This window comes from Nonomuraea sp. NPDC059023 (genome assembly GCF_042740095.1).
Lineage (GTDB): Bacteria > Actinomycetota > Actinomycetes > Streptosporangiales > Streptosporangiaceae > Nonomuraea.
In genome coordinates this window covers 1-14909 of record NZ_JBHYIO010000033.1, presented here as the reverse complement: position 1 = coordinate 14909, position 14909 = coordinate 1, and the positions used below count along the sequence as shown (strand labels likewise).

14 protein-coding genes and 1 pseudogene are annotated in these 14909 nt (G+C 68.3%); 7 read left to right on the top strand and 8 right to left on the bottom strand.

The features are described 5' to 3' along the window. The gene (locus tag ACFWYW_RS41675) at positions 1–591 is read left to right on the top strand and encodes an NADPH-dependent FMN reductase (protein WP_379623374.1); all 591 of its coding nucleotides are present in this window, start codon (positions 1–3) and stop codon (positions 589–591) included. A gap of 331 nt (positions 592–922) precedes the next feature. Here ACFWYW_RS41675 and ACFWYW_RS41670 read toward each other — a convergent pair whose 3' ends face one another. The 3 genes and pseudogenes from ACFWYW_RS41670 to ACFWYW_RS41660 form a co-directional block, all read right to left on the bottom strand. Further along, the gene (locus tag ACFWYW_RS41670; RefSeq protein ID WP_379623376.1) at positions 923–1765 is read right to left on the bottom strand and encodes a CU044_5270 family protein; all 843 of its coding nucleotides are present in this window, start codon (positions 1763–1765) and stop codon (positions 923–925) included. Between the two features lies 1 nt (position 1766). Further along, on the bottom strand, positions 1767–2054 hold the full coding sequence (locus ACFWYW_RS41665; RefSeq protein ID WP_379623378.1) for a sigma factor-like helix-turn-helix DNA-binding protein: 288 nt from the start codon (positions 2052–2054) through the stop codon (positions 1767–1769). A gap of 82 nt (positions 2055–2136) precedes the next feature. Then, positions 2137–2361: pseudogene (locus ACFWYW_RS41660) on the bottom strand (RNA polymerase sigma factor); the annotation flags it as partial. 361 nt (positions 2362–2722) lie between these two features. Between ACFWYW_RS41660 and ACFWYW_RS41655 the strand changes: the two are divergent. From ACFWYW_RS41655 to ACFWYW_RS41640, 4 genes are all read left to right on the top strand, one after another. Further along, entirely contained in the window at positions 2723–3313 is a 591-nt protein-coding gene (locus ACFWYW_RS41655; RefSeq protein WP_379623380.1) for an RNA polymerase sigma factor, read from the top strand. Beyond that, the gene (locus tag ACFWYW_RS41650) at positions 3306–4286 is read left to right on the top strand and encodes a CU044_5270 family protein (protein ID WP_379623382.1); all 981 of its coding nucleotides are present in this window, start codon (positions 3306–3308) and stop codon (positions 4284–4286) included. The genes ACFWYW_RS41655 and ACFWYW_RS41650 overlap by 8 nt, the downstream gene beginning before the upstream one ends. A 209-nt stretch (positions 4287–4495) precedes the next feature. Further along, positions 4496–5035: an RNA polymerase sigma factor gene (locus ACFWYW_RS41645; protein WP_379623384.1), complete on the top strand. Its 540-nt coding sequence runs from the start codon at positions 4496–4498 to the stop codon at positions 5033–5035. Further along, positions 5035–5910: a hypothetical protein gene (locus tag ACFWYW_RS41640; protein WP_379623386.1), complete on the top strand. Its 876-nt coding sequence runs from the start codon at positions 5035–5037 to the stop codon at positions 5908–5910. The genes ACFWYW_RS41645 and ACFWYW_RS41640 overlap by 1 nt, the downstream gene beginning before the upstream one ends. 643 nt (positions 5911–6553) lie before the next feature. Here the strand turns inward: ACFWYW_RS41640 and ACFWYW_RS41635 are convergent. The 3 genes from ACFWYW_RS41635 to ACFWYW_RS41625 form a co-directional block, all read right to left on the bottom strand. Continuing rightward, positions 6554–7177: a CatA-like O-acetyltransferase gene (locus ACFWYW_RS41635; protein WP_379641259.1), complete on the bottom strand. Its 624-nt coding sequence runs from the start codon at positions 7175–7177 to the stop codon at positions 6554–6556. A 986-nt stretch (positions 7178–8163) separates the two neighbouring features. Further along, positions 8164–8907: an ABC transporter permease gene (locus ACFWYW_RS41630; protein WP_379623390.1), complete on the bottom strand. Its 744-nt coding sequence runs from the start codon at positions 8905–8907 to the stop codon at positions 8164–8166. After that, positions 8904–9608 (bottom strand): ABC transporter ATP-binding protein, encoded by a 705-nt coding sequence (locus ACFWYW_RS41625; RefSeq protein ID WP_379623392.1) that lies wholly within the window; start codon positions 9606–9608, stop codon positions 8904–8906. Before ACFWYW_RS41625 ends, ACFWYW_RS41630 begins: the two co-directional genes overlap by 4 nt. An 88-nt stretch (positions 9609–9696) precedes the next feature. On the opposite strand from ACFWYW_RS41625, the gene ACFWYW_RS41620 reads away from it, so the two are divergent. Beyond that, positions 9697–10800, top strand: a complete 1104-nt coding sequence (locus tag ACFWYW_RS41620; RefSeq protein ID WP_379623394.1) for a sensor histidine kinase — start codon at positions 9697–9699, stop codon at positions 10798–10800. Further along, positions 10797–11420, top strand: a complete 624-nt coding sequence (locus tag ACFWYW_RS41615) for a response regulator (RefSeq protein ID WP_379623396.1) — start codon at positions 10797–10799, stop codon at positions 11418–11420. The genes ACFWYW_RS41620 and ACFWYW_RS41615 overlap by 4 nt, the downstream gene beginning before the upstream one ends. Positions 11421–12312: 892 nt before the next feature. Here the strand turns inward: ACFWYW_RS41615 and ACFWYW_RS41610 are convergent. Beyond that, positions 12313–12876: a TetR family transcriptional regulator gene (locus tag ACFWYW_RS41610; RefSeq protein ID WP_379623400.1), complete on the bottom strand. Its 564-nt coding sequence runs from the start codon at positions 12874–12876 to the stop codon at positions 12313–12315. Between the two features lie 30 nt (positions 12877–12906). Then, positions 12907–14376 carry an aldehyde dehydrogenase family protein gene (locus tag ACFWYW_RS41605; RefSeq protein WP_379623402.1) on the bottom strand — a complete coding sequence of 490 codons (1470 nt, stop codon included), beginning with the start codon at positions 14374–14376 and terminating at the stop codon, positions 12907–12909. Between the last annotated feature and the right edge of the window lie 533 nt (positions 14377–14909).

Here is a 14909-nt window from a genome sequence, read left to right as displayed (position 1 = left end):
ATGTCCGTGGCAGAACCTCTTCGGGTGGCCGTCATCGTGGGGAGCATCCGCAACGATCGCTTCTGCCCGACACCCGCGAACTGGATCGCCGACCAGGCCCGCCGGCACGGCGGCCTCGACGTCGAGTACATCGATCTGCTGAAGGCCCGCCTACCGGAAGTCCTCACGGGAGACGACGAGCAGGCTCCGCTACCCGCTCCCGTCCAGACGCTCGGCGCCCGGCTGGCCGCGGCCGATGCCTTCATCGTCGTAACCCCCGTCTACAACCGCGGCTATCCGGCCTCTCTCAAGACAGCCGTGGACTGGTACCTCGAGGAGTGGAGTGCCAAGCCGGTCGGCTTCGTCTCCTACGGCGGTGTCGGCGGGGGCCTGCACGCGGTGGAGCAACTTCGCCAAGTCTTCACCGAGGTGCACGCCACCACGATCCGCAACACCATCAGCTTCTCCAACTTCTGGGAGAAGTTCGACGACCGGGGGGAGCCCGTCGACGGCGACGCGGCCCATGCCGCGGCCAAGCGCTTCCTTGACCAGCTCATCTGGTGGGGCGACGCGTTGCGCGAGGCCCGCACCCGCCGCCCCTACCAGACCTGACGCGCGATGCTCCGGTACCCCGGTCATCGACGGACGGGAATGCGACAGCCATCCCTTCTCCCGCGGGGGCCGCCGCGACACGCCAGCCGACCACAGTGGGTACCCGAACCGGCTGTCCAGACTGGTCCCGGGGGGAAACGTACCGGCCGGGGCAACAGGCCCGACCTGCTTGACGGGTGTCGGCCCCTGAGCAGCAACCAATCGGTCAGTGGCGGTAGCGGGCCGACGCGATGGGACCTACCGCCATCCAGCGGTCCGATACAGGTACTTCATCGCCCGATCTTGTGCCTGTACATGGTGAACAGGGCCACGAACACCTCGCTGTGGCCGGCTATGACCGCTCGCCCGCACGGTCCACGATCACGGCCTTGTACACGATGATCTTCTGGCCTGGCCAGCGGAAGCCCATGTACTCGTAGGTCTTGGGGTGGATGTAGACGCGCTCGTCGCCGTGGAAGAGGGACATGGCCCGGCGTCCGGCCGGATCCTTCACCCCGCCCTCGTACTTCACCCCCGGGATCCGCGCCATCGCCCCGTACATGGCCGCGCGCAGCTTCGCGGGCAGCACGGTTTCTCCCATCCCCATGGAGATCAGCCGGAACGCCCACAGGTGACGCTCGTCCTCGCTCATCTCGGGCCGGTTCAACATGGCGTTCTCCTCCACGATCTGCTGGTCCATCCGGGCCAGCAACGCGTCCGGGTCGGTCGGCAGCGACAGCAGGAAGGGATAGCCGACCTCGAACTCCGAGCCCTCGTGCACCTCTAGTTCGCCGCCTCTGTAGCGGGTGGCGAACTTCGTGTCGTCCACCCGCCGCCACAGCTCCCCGGTGTCGGTCTTCATGTAGGCCCAGTCGGTCGGGGCGAAGACGTCGTCGCTCTCCGCCGCCGCCAGGACCGCCGCGTTCGCGGCCAGGTCCGCCGCGCCGGCGACCGGCCGCAACGTGGTCTCCACCACCCGGGGAACCAGGCGCACGGATTCCCGCTCCTGCGCGGGCCAGAACGAGATGCCCGCCACGAGGGCCGCCAGCGCGACCAGGGTGGCCAGCCCCAGGAACGGCCGCCGACGTCTCACGGGCCGCACCCGGCCGTGGGCCCGCAGCCGGGCCCTGGCCACCCCGACCTCCTCGCCACCGGGCTCCGGCTGGGCGTCGTGGTACCTCTTCAGCATCGCCATCTCATCCATGGTTGAAGACCTCCCGTGCCGTGGGACCCAGAAGCGCGCGCAGCTTGCGCCGCGCCCGGTTGACGCGGGAGCTGACCGTGCCGACCGCCACGCCGAGTGCCCGCGCCGCCTCGGCGTAGCTGAATCCGGCACACGCGACCAGCAGCAACGCGTCGCGGTCACCGCGTGACATCCCGGCCAGGCCGCGGGCCAGTTCCGGGCTCAGCCGCTCGGCCGCCACCCGCTCGGTGACGCGGTCGGCGTGCCCGCCGTCCGGCTCCGCGGTGCCCGCGCGGGCCATGGCCCGGTAGAACCCGGTAGAAACGGACCTCGCTGCGGCGGTGCCTGCCGATCAGGTTGGTGGCGATCCCGTAGAGCCACGGACGCGCCTGGTCGCAGGTCAGGTCATAGCGCGTACGCCGGTCGAAGGCGACCAGGAACGTCTCGGCCGCCACGTCCGATGCGACGTCGGGACCGAGGCGGGCGGCGGCGTAGCGGTGGATCGCGCCGTAGTACCTGTCGAAGATCACCGAGAACCACTCAGGCTCCTCGCGGGACTTCGCGATGACCACCGCGTCGCCGTCGAGTCGCGGGTCGGGCTCATCCATCCGGCGCCTTTCTCCAAGAAACCGATCAGCGCTACTTGCCCGATCCCGCCCTTCTTGTTCTCAGACGGTCTCCGGGCCGGTTCTCTCGTACGCCTCGCGTGCGGCGTCCGTAGTCAGTAAGGCGATGAACGTACCCGGCCACGGAAGGGGAGTACCCGCCGTCCGACACCCACGGCCCAGCCACCCTCTGGTTCCTGCCACTGTGCCACGGGGGTTGGGGAGACACGGCCCAAACCGGGGCGACGTCGCCGACACCTGGCGCCCGTTTGTGAAGTGACGCAGATCACCTTTCAGACCGTGAACCTGCGCCTGCCGTCCGGGCGAAAGCGGGAGAACCGATGTGTAGGGACGGGAGCAGCATGTGATCGCCGACGAATCCGGCAGGGCTGATGACACCGAGCTGATAAGACGCTCGGCGCGCGATCCGGAGGCCTTCGCAGACCTGTTCACCCGGCACGCGCCCGCGTTGCGGCGCTATGTTGCCCGGCGGCTGGGCCCTTGTCTGGCCGACGACATCGTTTCCGACACGTTTCTGACCGCGTTCCGGCGTCGCGGCCGCTACGACCTCAGCCATCCTGACGCGCGTCCCTGGCTGTACGGCATCGCCGCCCGGCTCGTCAGCCGGCATCGGCGCGTGGAGATCCGGTTCTACCGTGCGCTGGTCCGCAGCGGTGTCGACGAGATCGCCGAGCCGTACGCCGACCGCGTCGATGACTGGGTGGCCGCGCAGCAGGCCGGACTGGCGGCGGCCCTGATGAAGCTGTCGCCCGGGGACCGGGAGGTGTTGTTACTCGTGGCCTGGGCCGACATGTCCTATGAGGACGTGGCCCGCGCGCTGGACATTCCGATCGGCACCGTGAGATCCCGCCTGCACCGGGCCAGGGCCAGGACACGCCAGGCGCTCGGCGGATCCGACCCGGCGATGACGCGAAAGGAGTCTTCGGATGGATGAGATGCGGTCGTTGCGCGAATGGCGGGCCGGTGTGCCCGAGCCCGGCGCGGAGTGGATCATTCCGGAGCGCCGGCGGCTGCTGACGCGGATACGGGGGCGCGGGCGGGCGGTAGGGCGTCGGCTGCTCGCGGTTGGGATGGTCGGGGTGACGGTCGCGGTCGCGGTGGCGGCTCTTCGGCCGCAGTCTCCCGCTCAGGATCCGGCGACTCCACCCACGGTGGTCCAGTTCGACTCCTCTGTGGTGCTGGCCCGCGCCGCCGAGGTGGCGAGCAGGCGCGAGAGCGTCCCGGTGCCGCTGCCGACGCAGTGGCACTACACCAAGACCCTGGACAAGCAGCCGAACTCGGACACGGTCAAGCCCAGTGAGCAGTGGCAGCGCTATGACGGAATGCAGGCAGCCGGTTTCGATGAAGACGGAAGACTGCAGGTCGGCCCCGAACACAATCCCCTGGACGCGAACGACGATGACCTGACGCCGCAGCAGTACGACGCCAAGCTCCGCGAACTGCCGACCGACCCGAAGAAGCTGCTGGCCAAGGTGACGGGTGACCGCCACTGGATCAAGGGAGCCCGCGAAGAAGGGGTGCCCCACAGCGTCACGCCTGACGACGTCCGGGCGTACCACGTGATCATGCTCTATCTGAGCAGGTACGGCTCGATGCCACCGCGGCTGGAGGCTGCCATGTTCCGTGCTCTCGCCCTCATTCCCGGCGTCCGGATCGAACAAGGGGTGAGCGACGCCGCCGGCCGCAGCGGACTGGGCGTCTGGTTGGAACAGCCCGGCGACGCGCGGCCGTACCGCCGATACGACATTCTGGACCCTGCCACCTACCGCTACCTGGGCGGACGGATCGTCTGGCTGCGAGATGAGATGCACCCCGACATGCCGGAACCCATCGCCCGCAAGGGAGCGGTGTGGAGCACGGCCCTGCTGGCATCGGTGATCGTCGACCGTCCCGGCCTGCGGGGCTGAGCACCGCCGCCGGCGCGGGGAATCCATCCGCACCATCGCCGCCGGCAGCACGCGCACGAGTCCGCCCAGGTGTCCCAGAGCGAGATGCCGCTGCTGCTCGCGGGCAGGCATCTGGCCCTGCTCATCAAAGTTTCGCGGAGGGCGGTAATGCCCAGGCCTTGCCGTACATAGACGATGGTGTCCGCATTTTCTCCTGACAAAGGACGCCCGTGAATGAGGAACGGCTGGCCAGATTCGAGGCCGTTTACCGGCAGACGTATGGCCAGATCACCGCATATGCGATACGACGCTGCGCCGCGCCGCAGGACGCGGCCGACGTGGTCGCCGAGACGTTCGCCATCGCCTGGCGCAAGGTGGACAAACTGCCAGACGGCGAGCAGGCCCTGCTCTGGTTGTACGGCGTGGCCAGGAAAGTACTGGCCAACTACCACCGCACCGACAACCGGCGCCGGGCCAGGACCGTCGAGCTCGACGCGGAGATGACCGACCTCTATGCCGCCGCGCCGGAGAGCAAGATCGAGGCCGAGGCGGTGGCGCAGGTGTTCACGACGCTTCCCGACGACGATCGGGAGGTGCTGGCCCTGGTCGCCTGGGAAGGCCTGGACCGGGCGGAGGTCGCCGCGGTGCTGGGCCTTACGCGCAACGCCGTACGGGTGCGGCTGCATCGCGCGCGCAAACGGTTCGCGCGGGCGCTGACCGAGGCAGGAGTGCGGACGGACCGGCTGGTATCTGCGGAAGGGGCGCTGTGATGGACGAGATCGAGACGATGACGAGAGCCCTGGCCAGGGTGAAGCCGGGCGAGCACGGCGGGGACCCGTCCGGCGCGGGGGCGCGGGCGCTGCTGGCGGAGATCACCGCGCACCCGCCCGCCGAGAGAGCAACGGCGCGGCGCTGGTTGCAGCGGCCTCGATTGGCGCTGGGACTGGCCATCGCCGTGACGGTCGCCGCGGCGGCGGTGGTCGTACCGAGCGTGCTGGACGACAGCGGCACCTACACCTCGGCCTCCTGGGCTGTCACCAAGCAGGCGGACGGGGTGGTGTGGGTCAAGGTGACCGACTTCAAGGACGCCACCGGGCTGAGCAGGCAGCTCAAGGAGCTGGGCGTACCCGCGATCGTGGACTACGTGCCCGAGGGCGACAAGTGCAGAGAGCCGCGCGCTGAGTACGTCGAAGACGTCCCCAAGGGCCTCTACCACGCGCCACAGAACATCCCGGGCGACGACCGGGGCTGGCAGATGCGGGTCGACACCAAGCTATTCCGCCCGGGTGAAACGTTCGTCTGGACGATCACCCCGCTGTCCGGCGGCGGCAGCAGCACCAGCACGATCCTCATGAAGGATCCCGTCGCGCCGTGCGAGCTGGTCCCCGACGACCGCGGCGAGAAGCTGGTCAAAGAGTTCGCCGGCTCCCGCTCGGCGACCGGGAAGGGCGGCCTCCTGGAGGGTTACCCGGTTGAGGGCAAGCCGCTGGAAGAGGTGCGCAAGGAACTCGATCGCCGCGGCCTGGACTCGACGTTCGTGGTCCTGCCCGGCGGCCAGAGCAAGAACCTGGTGGTCGTGGACGCGCGCCAGGACCCGCTGGAGGGCGAACGGTTCATCCAGCTGCTGGTGAAGCCCGCTCCGTGAGATAGCGACTGTTCGAACAGGCCAACGGCTTCCGAGAAGGACCGCCTCTCGGAATCCCGTTGCGTCGTGGACTTCCGAGAACGCGCACCGCGGCCGATCGCCGCCCGCCCGCCCCCACCCGCACACCCACGGGCTCACCGGGAGAAGCGGCATCGTCGTGGACACTCACAACCGCCACGATGACCAAGCCCACCACCCCCGGGCAACCCATTCCGCCGAATCCCGGATCAGGCAGACGTCCAGGCGAAACACCTCGATCGCAGACCACACAGAACGCTGATTCCTTACGGCACCCCGGGTGGCGTAGCGGTCAAGGTGCTGCGGAGGGCATCACCACGGGCGGGCACACCGGGCACTCCCTGATCCTGTGATCCTGGACCTGGTCTTGGCCCACCTACCGCCTCCACGGTGCTACGGATGCCGCGCGAGCACGACCAGGCCAGCCAGGCCGCCGAGGTGGCCGCCACTGCCCCGACGAACTGCTCAGGGCGCTGCGCGCTCGACGACTTCTCCAGCCGGTCACCGGCGAGACCTACAAACGCCCAGCTCGCCACCGCAAAGGCACCAACCCCGCCGCACCACATAACCGGGCAACACAGTCACGAACGCCGCAAACACGAAGACCAGAACTTAAACGACAAGCTCAGAGCCAGCTGGTGTCCTGAACCAGGGTCTCCAGCTCGTTGATGAGGCGCGCCACGTGGAATCCGTCTGCCACGGCGTGATGTACCTGCGCCGCGACGGGAAGTCGCACACGGCCCTCTCGCTCGATGTAACGACCGAGCGTGAAGATCGGCGACAGGTGGTCCCAGTCATTGTCGATGTTGAGGTTGAATGCGGTGAAGGACGCCCACGGGACACTGGAGATGTCGAAGGCGTTGGCGGGCCGGAACCCTTGCGGAACGAATTCGGTGGCCTGACTGTGCTTGGCGAGCAGCGGGGCGGCGACATCGTGGAACGCGCCGAAATCGGGGTCGTATTCAGCGAACACACCCGCGAAAGTCTCGAGTTCGGGGTTGAAGACCGTGAAGGCCGGGTGCACGACGGGCCATACTGCCGGGGCGCCCTCCTCGGTGAGGCACATCTTGAACTCATCGTGCCGGTTGACGATCGTGGCGAGCGCCCAGACCTGCGCGATGTACGACTTGCGCGGTGATTGCCGTAGCGCGGCGACGAACGCGGTGACGTCGATTTCGAAGGTCATTGAGTATGTGCAGGGAACGCGCCGGAAGTGGTGGAAGTGCTGTTGCCGCGGCCACGTGTCCATGTTGACGGGTTCAGGGGCATGATCCATGTGATGGATCATGCCAGTGCTTTCTCGGCGCGGCTATGGGTTATGACGGTTTGGGATGATGCTTCACTTCATGCGCTAATTCGCGCCTGGTCTTGCCCTGGTTTGGTGGACACCTGATCTCTGAGGAACCCTGGTTCCCGGAAGAAGGAGTTCACTGTGCCGAACAACTATCCGCCGGAGTTTCGCCGGCAAATGGTTGGTTTCCAGCGAGTGAGTTGGCCCCATCTACGGACGGCGGATTCGCATGATCATCGCAACACGCGGTCATTCGACTGTTGCGACGATCTTAGCGAACAGCTCGGCGGGCGCTTTACGCGGGCGGTTGTTGAGTTCCGCAGCGACGAAGGCGAGGTCTTCGGCGCTGTAGATCGACAGGTCGCTGCCCCGCGAGCGGCTACGGGCTCCTGGAGGCGGGCCCGCACCCCGATGCATGATCTTCGCATCCCGTGACCGCGCCACCGGCCATCATGTCGTGTCATACGCCGCACCACCGCGTCACCGATGACACGACACCCGAAGGGATTCTTCGTGGCCGTCCCTCAGCTTGTCGTTCAACTCCTGATCTTCGCGTATGGGGTGGGGCCCCTCATTTCGGACGGTTGCGGAGTGTGCTTTCTCAAGCACGGCGGCGGGGTTTGGTGCCCGTCTTGTGATAGGCGGGACGTGCGTAAGCTTCGCCGGTGGCGAGGGTGAGGCCGACCTCATGGCGTGACGCTGGGTGCTTGTTCCAGGAGCCTTGGGGTCGTCCGCTGCCGGGCTTGGAGGGTTTGGGTGCACGGGCTGGCGTGGGGGTCTTCGCACGGAGGGTCCGGAACCCTCGGCAAACGCGGGCTGGGCGGGTTTCTCCCAGGGACGCCGAGCTCACCAGCTTGCTCGCGCCCGGCGACAGCAGGCGATGGGTTGGACATCCCGCTCAAAGGTTGGGTCAGCAGTCATCGCGCACATGAAGGGACACGACGCTAGGACACCCGCCTGTTGGCGAGGACCGCGATCAGCAGCGGTACAACAACCCAGGCGCCCAGGACGGCGAAGGCGGCCGCGTTCGGCATGATGTCCGGCAACTGCTCGATGAGCTGGAGCCCCGGATAGCCCGGCAGGATCCGGTTGACCACCTCACCCCCCGGCAACATCCGCCCGGCGAAGGGAACCAGCACCATGAGCACCACGAGCACGGAGATGGCCACGACGCCGTTGCGGAAGATCGCGCCGAGTGCCAGCCCGAGCATCGTGGTCGTCACGATCATGAGCGTGCCGCCGCCGATCACCGCCCATGCTCCAGCAGGTGGCAGTGTGGGGTCGAACTCTGCGGCCACCGTGTGCCCGTACAGGTATCCGGGGATCGCGATGAGCAGTGAGGCGGCGATGGCGATGCTACCCAGCACGGACGCCTTGGCGAGCAGCACCCGTGAGCGCGACGGCGTGGCGACGAAGGTCGTGTGGATCATGCCGGAGGTGTACTCACCGCTGATCGACATGGTGCCGAGCATGCCGAGCGGCAACTGAGCCAGCACGACTCCGACATAGACGGCAGCGACGATTCCCATCGCGGCCTGCTCGCCCGTCTGCCCGGGGTCCCAGCGTGAGATCACGGTGGATGCGCCGAGTGCGGTGAGCACGAGCGCCGTCAGCACTCCCACGCCCAGGGCCCACCAGGTCGAGCGCAATGTGCGCAACTTGATCCACTCGGCGGCGACGGCATTCACGACGCGCTCCCTTCGATGACGTTCATGAACGTGTCCTCCAGCGACATCCCGGGCCGCACGAACCGCGTGATCTCCGTGTCGGCCAGCAGCCGGCCCCGTCCGATGACGATCAGGTGATCGGCGGTGACCGCCATCTCGTGCATGAGATGGCTGGAGACCAGGACAGTCCGCCCCTCGGCCGCCAGCGACTTCAGCAGCCCGCGCATCCACCGGATGCCCTCGGGGTCGAGCCCGTTGAGCGGCTCGTCGAGCAGCAGCATCTCGGGATCGCCAAGTAGGGCGGCGGCCAGCCCCAGCCGCTGCTTCATACCGAGCGAGAAGCCGCCCACCCGCGTGCGCCCCGCCTCGCCGAGCCCGACGAGTTCCAGCAGCCCGCCGATGCGTGTGCGGGAGATCCCGTTGGCTCTGGCCAGCCAATGCAGGTGCTGCTCGGCCCGCCGTCCGCCCTGCACGGCGCTCGCGTCGAGCAACGCGCCGACGTGGGTGAAGGGCCGGTCCAGTGTCCTGTACGGCACGCCGTTCACGACGGCCCGTCCGGAGGTGGCCCGGTCGAGTCCGAGGATGATGCGCAAGGTCGTGGTCTTGCCCGCGCCGTTCGGCCCGAGGAATCCGGTGATCTTTCCGGGCGTGACGGTGAAGGACAGGTCGTCGACAGCGGTGCTCCGCCCGAAGCGTCTGGTCAGTCCGATGACTTCGATCATGTCCATCACGATCCGCGTCGTTGGCCGGACCGCGCATCGGTCCTGAGACCGATACGCGCCGCCGAGCCCGGTGGCTAGGGTCGGGAATGTGCGTGACCAGCCCCGGCTTCCCCTGCTGAGCCGGACACCAACGTGGGCCTGGGTGTCGCTCGACACCATGGGTGCGCTGCTGCTGGCGGCCGGCTTTCTCGGGCTCGCCGCTACGCGCAATCCCACGCCGCCCGACGTGCTCGACTTCGCCGCGGCCCTGGCCACCAGCCTGCCCCTCGCGGTCAGGCGCCTGTGGCCGCGGGCGGTGTTCGTCGTCGTGCTGATTGGCGGGCTGGGGATGCGGGAGTTCCTCATCCCGCAGGCCGACCCGTTCGGCGTGCCGTTCGCGCTCTACACGCTGGCCACCCGGACCAGGGCGGTGCCCGCGTTGCTCGCGGCGGTGACGGTCACGGTGCAGGGGGTCGTGGAGCTCCCGTTGCGGGGCCACATCGTCGACCAGCTCGGGCTGGTGCTGGCGATCGTGGTGGCGGCCTGGACCGCCGGCACCGCCGTACGGCAGCGCAGGCTCTACACCGAGCAACTGGCCGCCAAGGCCGAAGAGCGGGCCCGCGCCGAAGCGGCGAAAGAACGCCTGCGCATTGCCCGCGAGCTGCATGACGTCATCGGCCACAGCCTCAGCACGATCGCCGTGCAAGCCGGCATCGAACGGCACGTCGGCGGCGCCGAGGAGATGAGCCGCGCACTGGGCTCGATCGAAGAGACCAGCAGGTCGGCGCTGCGCGAGACCAGGCGCCTGCTCGGCGTGCTGCGCGAGGACAGTCCCGCGGACCTGGCCCCCGCTCCCGGCCTCGGCGACCTCGACGACCTCCTGGACAGGATCAGGGCCGCGGGCCTGGAGGTGGAGTTGCGGCTGGACGGCGAGGTTCGGGGGGAGATGGAGCTCACGGTCTACCGGATCGTGCAGGAAGCGCTGACCAACGTGCTCAAGCACGCCGCAGCCCAGCGGGCTACGGTGCTGATCGAACGGCAGGAAGAGGGGCTGGTCGTGGAGATCACCGACGACGGGAGAAACGCGCGGGAGCGGCCGTACGGCCACGGCCTGAAGGGGCTGCGCGAGCGCGTGCGCATCTTCGGCGGCGAGTTCGAGGCGGGCGTCCGCCCGGTGCGTGGTTTCCGGGTGATGGCGAGGCTGCCGCTGTGATCAAGGTGCTGGTGGCCGACGACCAGCCACTCATCAGGGCGAGTTTCCGCCGGCTGATCGACAGCGTGCCGGGATTTCAGGTGTACGGCGAGGCCGCGACGGGCACCGAGGCGGTGGCCGTCGCCACGAGCGAACCGCCCGACCTGGTGCTGATGGACATACGGATGCCCGAGATGGATGGCATCGAGGCCACCCGCCGCATCTGCGCCGCGAATCCGCAGGCCCGCGTCCTCATCGTGACCACCTTCGACCTGGACGAGTACGTCTACGGAGCGCTCCAGGCCGGCGCCACGGGCTTCCTGCTCAAGGACACCCCGGCAACCGAGCTGATCAGGAGCGTGCAGGCCATCGCGTCCGGCGACTCCCTCCTCGGACCCAGCGCCACGCGGCGGCTGATCGAGCGCTACGTGAACCGACCGGCCCGTCGCCTGGACATCACCGGACGCGAGCGGGAAGTGCTGGTGCTGGTGGCCCGCGGCCTGTCCAACGCGGAGATCGCGCAGACCCTGTACGTCACGCTGAGCACGGTCAAGACGCACGTCAGCAGCCTGCTGCTGAAGCTCGACGCCCGCACCAGGGTCCATCTGGTCATCGCCGCCTACGAGGCGAATCTCGTCTAGAAAAAGTCGATCGACGACAGGCCGTTGATCGACACCGAGGCGGCTATGAGAGCTCCTGACGCTGCCCGACCTGGACGAGGCAACCACCTGCAACGGCGGTTCGGCGCCGATGCGCGGGTGAGATTCACTCCTGAAGACCGCTTCCTCCTGGCGGCGCTCGTGACCTCCCTGCCCCGAGCGGTCCTGTGTCGGCTCCGGCTTGTCGTCCGCCCGGACACCATCCTGCGCTGGCACCGCAAGATCGTGAGGCAGCGGCACGCCCGGACTTTGCCGGCCGAAGAGGCGTGGGCACCCGCCCACGGTGGCCTCCATCCGCGCCGTCCACGGTCTGGGAGATCCTCAAGCAAGAAGGCATCGACCCAGCACCCGAGCGAGCTTCCACCACCCGGGCCGGCTTCCTGCGATCACAAGCCGACGCGCTCCTGGCTTGCGACTTCATGGAAACCGTCGCTCCTAGCGGGCAGCGCCGGCACGTCCTGGCCGTCATCGAGCACGCCACCAGGCGCGTTCGCGTGCTCGGCACCACCGCCCACCCGACCGCGGCCTGGGTAACCCAGACTCGCACCGTGCTCACCGGCACCCGGATGCCGCGGATGAACTCCATTCACGTAGCGGTGGGTGCTGACCTGCCGCCGCGAACTCCTGGACCGCTGCCTGCTCTGGAATGAACGCTTCTACAACGAGCATCGCGCTCATCAAGCCCTTGACCAAGCCGCCCCACTCCGCGCCGCACCCGACCCGACGCGCATCGCAGCCCTGAACATCCGCCGACACGACCGACTCTTTGACCTGTACGGATGGAATTATCGGCAGGTGCACGGTCGGGGGTCGACGGGGGCGGGGACCCCCGCATCGGTACATCGCCCTGCCATGATCGGACGGCGTTCTATCGTCATGGTTGGCTGGCGGTAAGTTTGTGCACTGCTTCGGCGATCGCCCCGCTGATCTCGTCGGGGTGGCCGGGCCGATGGGGAAGGGCGGCGGCGCCGACGGGGCCGTCGGAGGTGGCCAGGGCGATGATGAGGGCCAGGAGGATGTCTGGGCTGAAGGTGTCGCTGAGGCGCCCTTCGCGCTGGGCGGTTTCGATCGCGGCCAGCTTGGCGGCGTGGGCGGGCGAGGCCGCGGTGGGATCGGGTCTGCCTGCGCGTTCCAGCCGGTGCCAGGCGACCAGCCGGATGACCGAGGGGTGTCGACGGCAGTGGTCGTGGACACGCCTGGCGTAGCCGGGCAGGTCGTCGACCGTGAACGGAACCGCGTCCAGGCCTTTGGCGACCTCGGCGTCGAAGACCGTCTCGAACAGGGTGTCCTTGTTCGTGAAGTAGATGTAGATGAGGTTTTTGTTCACCGAAGCCGCCTTGGCGATGCGGTCCACCCGGGCGCCGGCGAATCCGTAGGCGGCGAACTCCGCCGCGGCGGCCTGGAGGATGCGGCTCTTGGTGGCTTCGGCGCGGGACATGGTCTCCAGTGTGACAGATTGACTAACCGGTTAGATGGCGCCGACCGGCCAGGAGATGTATTTGTGCTCCAGGAACTCGGCGATGCCGTAGGCGCCGCCTTCGCGGCCGAGGCCGCTGTGCTTGACCCCGCCGAAGGGCGCGTCGGGGTTGATCCCCCAGGAGGCGTTGATGTTGACGGTGCCGCTGCGGATCCGGCGGGCGACGGCGTGGGCGCGGGCGAAGTCGCTGGTGAAGATGCCGGCGTTGAGGCCGTAGTCGCTGTCGTTGGCGATCTGTACGGCCTCGTCGTCGCCGGAGAAGGGGATGACCACGTTGACGGGGCCGAAGAACTCCCGCTGGGCGATGGTCATGGAGTTCTTGACCCCGGTGAACAGGGTCGGCTCCAGGTAGAAGCCCCGGTCAAGGCCGGGCGGGCGGCCGCCGCCGTACGCGAGGACGGCTCCTTCGGCCTGGCCTTGGCGGATCATCGCCTCGACGCGGTCGCGCTCGGCGGCGCTGATGAGCGGGCCCATGGCCGTCGCCGGGTCGGCCGGGTCGCCGATGGTGACGGCGGCCAGCATCGGGATCACCTTGGCGATCAGTTCGTCGTGTACGCGTGCGTCCACCAGGGTCCGCGTCAGCAGCAGGCAGCCCTGTCCCGCGTTGGTGACGGTGTTGCCCACGACCTCCAGTGCCGCCCGGTCCAGGTCGGCGTCGGCGAAAACGATGTTGGCGGACTTGCCGCCGAGTTCCAGGATGACCTTCTTGAGGGTGGCCGAGGCCTGCGCCGCGATGGTACGGCCGACCGTGTCGGAGCCGGTGAAGCTGACGATGTCGACGCCGGGGTTGCTGGTCAGCTCCACTCCCGCGGCCACGTCACCGGAAATGATGTTGACCACGCCGGGCGGGAATCCGGCATCCTCGACGAGTTCGGCGAGCAGCAGGACCTGCAGGCTCGTGTGCGGGGACGGCTTGATCACCGTGGTACATCCGGCGGCCAGCGCCGAGGCGAGCTTGTGCAGGGTCAGCGGGACCGCGGCGTTGAACGGCGTGAGCAGCGCCGCCACCCCGGCCGCTTCCCTGGCCACCACACCCTGGGTGGTCTGCGGCCGCCCGGTCATCGACGGGGCCGCGTGCGGGTTGAGCGGCGTGGTGAAGGCCATCGAGGGCAACAGCCGGTCGGCCACGTCGTACAGGAAGTCGATCGCGCTCTGCACGTGGACGGCCTCGGCCAGCGGCCGGGGGAAGCCGCTCTCACGCACGACCAGATCGACGAACTCCTCCCGGCGCTCGTGCATGGCCTGGCCCAGGCGGCGAAGCAGATCCGCGCGGTGGCGGGGAGCGGTGTGCGGCCACGGGCCATGGTCGAAGGCCTGGCGGGCGGCGGCCACGGCTCGTGCGGCGTCGTCTCGTGAGGCTGACGGGGCGGTGGCGAAGGGCTGGCCGGTGGCGGGGTTGATGACGGGCATCATCTCCTGGGCCGGTACCCACTGGTTGTCGATGAACAAACGGTTGGCCATCACGCAGTCCTAACTAACTGGTTATCCCATTGGGTTAGCTTTGATGAAGCTAGAGATAACCAACCGGTTAGTCAACCCGGTCGCCCCATCCTCCGGCGGGCCGGGAGGTGGAGCCGCCGGGACACCCCAGCATGCGCGGGCAGCACGTTCCTGGGGTGCCGGTAAGAATCGCGCCACACGGCCCAAAGCGACGGTGCGTAACCGGGAGCTCCGGGACGGCTAGACCTAAAGCACTTAGCGAGCAACGCGACCTGCGGAAACGTCCGATCCAGCGTTATCGCGTCGCAAGGCGCCTGACTCATCCCCGAACGCCCGGACCGAAACCTGCCCTCTGCGGGCGACATCGTCGCGGACCGTGACCTGCGGCGACGCTGCTCGTTTGGGCCGTGTGGCGCGATTCTTACCGGCGGGCCTAGATCGTTGATGTGAAATTCGGGTTAGGAGCTGTTTCTTAGATCAGGTGCGGAGCCAGATGGCCAGCGCTGCCAGGGTGACGGTGCCGTGGAAGATGTAGGCGCGTTTGTCGTATCGGG

What these genes read in the sequence shown, in the direction of transcription:
- ACFWYW_RS41610 (WP_379623400.1), bottom strand. Translation starts at nt 12,876, where the DNA reads ATGTCCCGCGCCGAAGCCACCAAGAGCCGCATCCTCCAGGCCGCCGCG.
- ACFWYW_RS41665 (WP_379623378.1), bottom strand. Translation starts at nt 2,054, where the DNA reads ATGGCCCGCGCGGGCACCGCGGAGCCGGACGGCGGGCACGCCGACCGC.
- ACFWYW_RS41640 (WP_379623386.1), top strand. Translation starts at nt 5,035, where the DNA reads ATGGACGAGATCGAGACGATGACGAGAGCCCTGGCCAGGGTGAAGCCG.
- ACFWYW_RS41605 (WP_379623402.1), bottom strand. Translation starts at nt 14,376, where the DNA reads ATGGCCAACCGTTTGTTCATCGACAACCAGTGGGTACCGGCCCAGGAG.
- ACFWYW_RS41635 (WP_379641259.1), bottom strand. Translation starts at nt 7,177, where the DNA reads ATGGACACGTGGCCGCGGCAACAGCACTTCCACCACTTCCGGCGCGTT.
- ACFWYW_RS41625 (WP_379623392.1), bottom strand. Translation starts at nt 9,608, where the DNA reads ATGATCGAAGTCATCGGACTGACCAGACGCTTCGGGCGGAGCACCGCT.
- ACFWYW_RS41650 (WP_379623382.1), top strand. Translation starts at nt 3,306, where the DNA reads ATGGATGAGATGCGGTCGTTGCGCGAATGGCGGGCCGGTGTGCCCGAG.
- ACFWYW_RS41670 (WP_379623376.1), bottom strand. Translation starts at nt 1,765, where the DNA reads ATGGCGATGCTGAAGAGGTACCACGACGCCCAGCCGGAGCCCGGTGGC.
- ACFWYW_RS41675 (WP_379623374.1), top strand. Translation starts at nt 1, where the DNA reads ATGTCCGTGGCAGAACCTCTTCGGGTGGCCGTCATCGTGGGGAGCATC.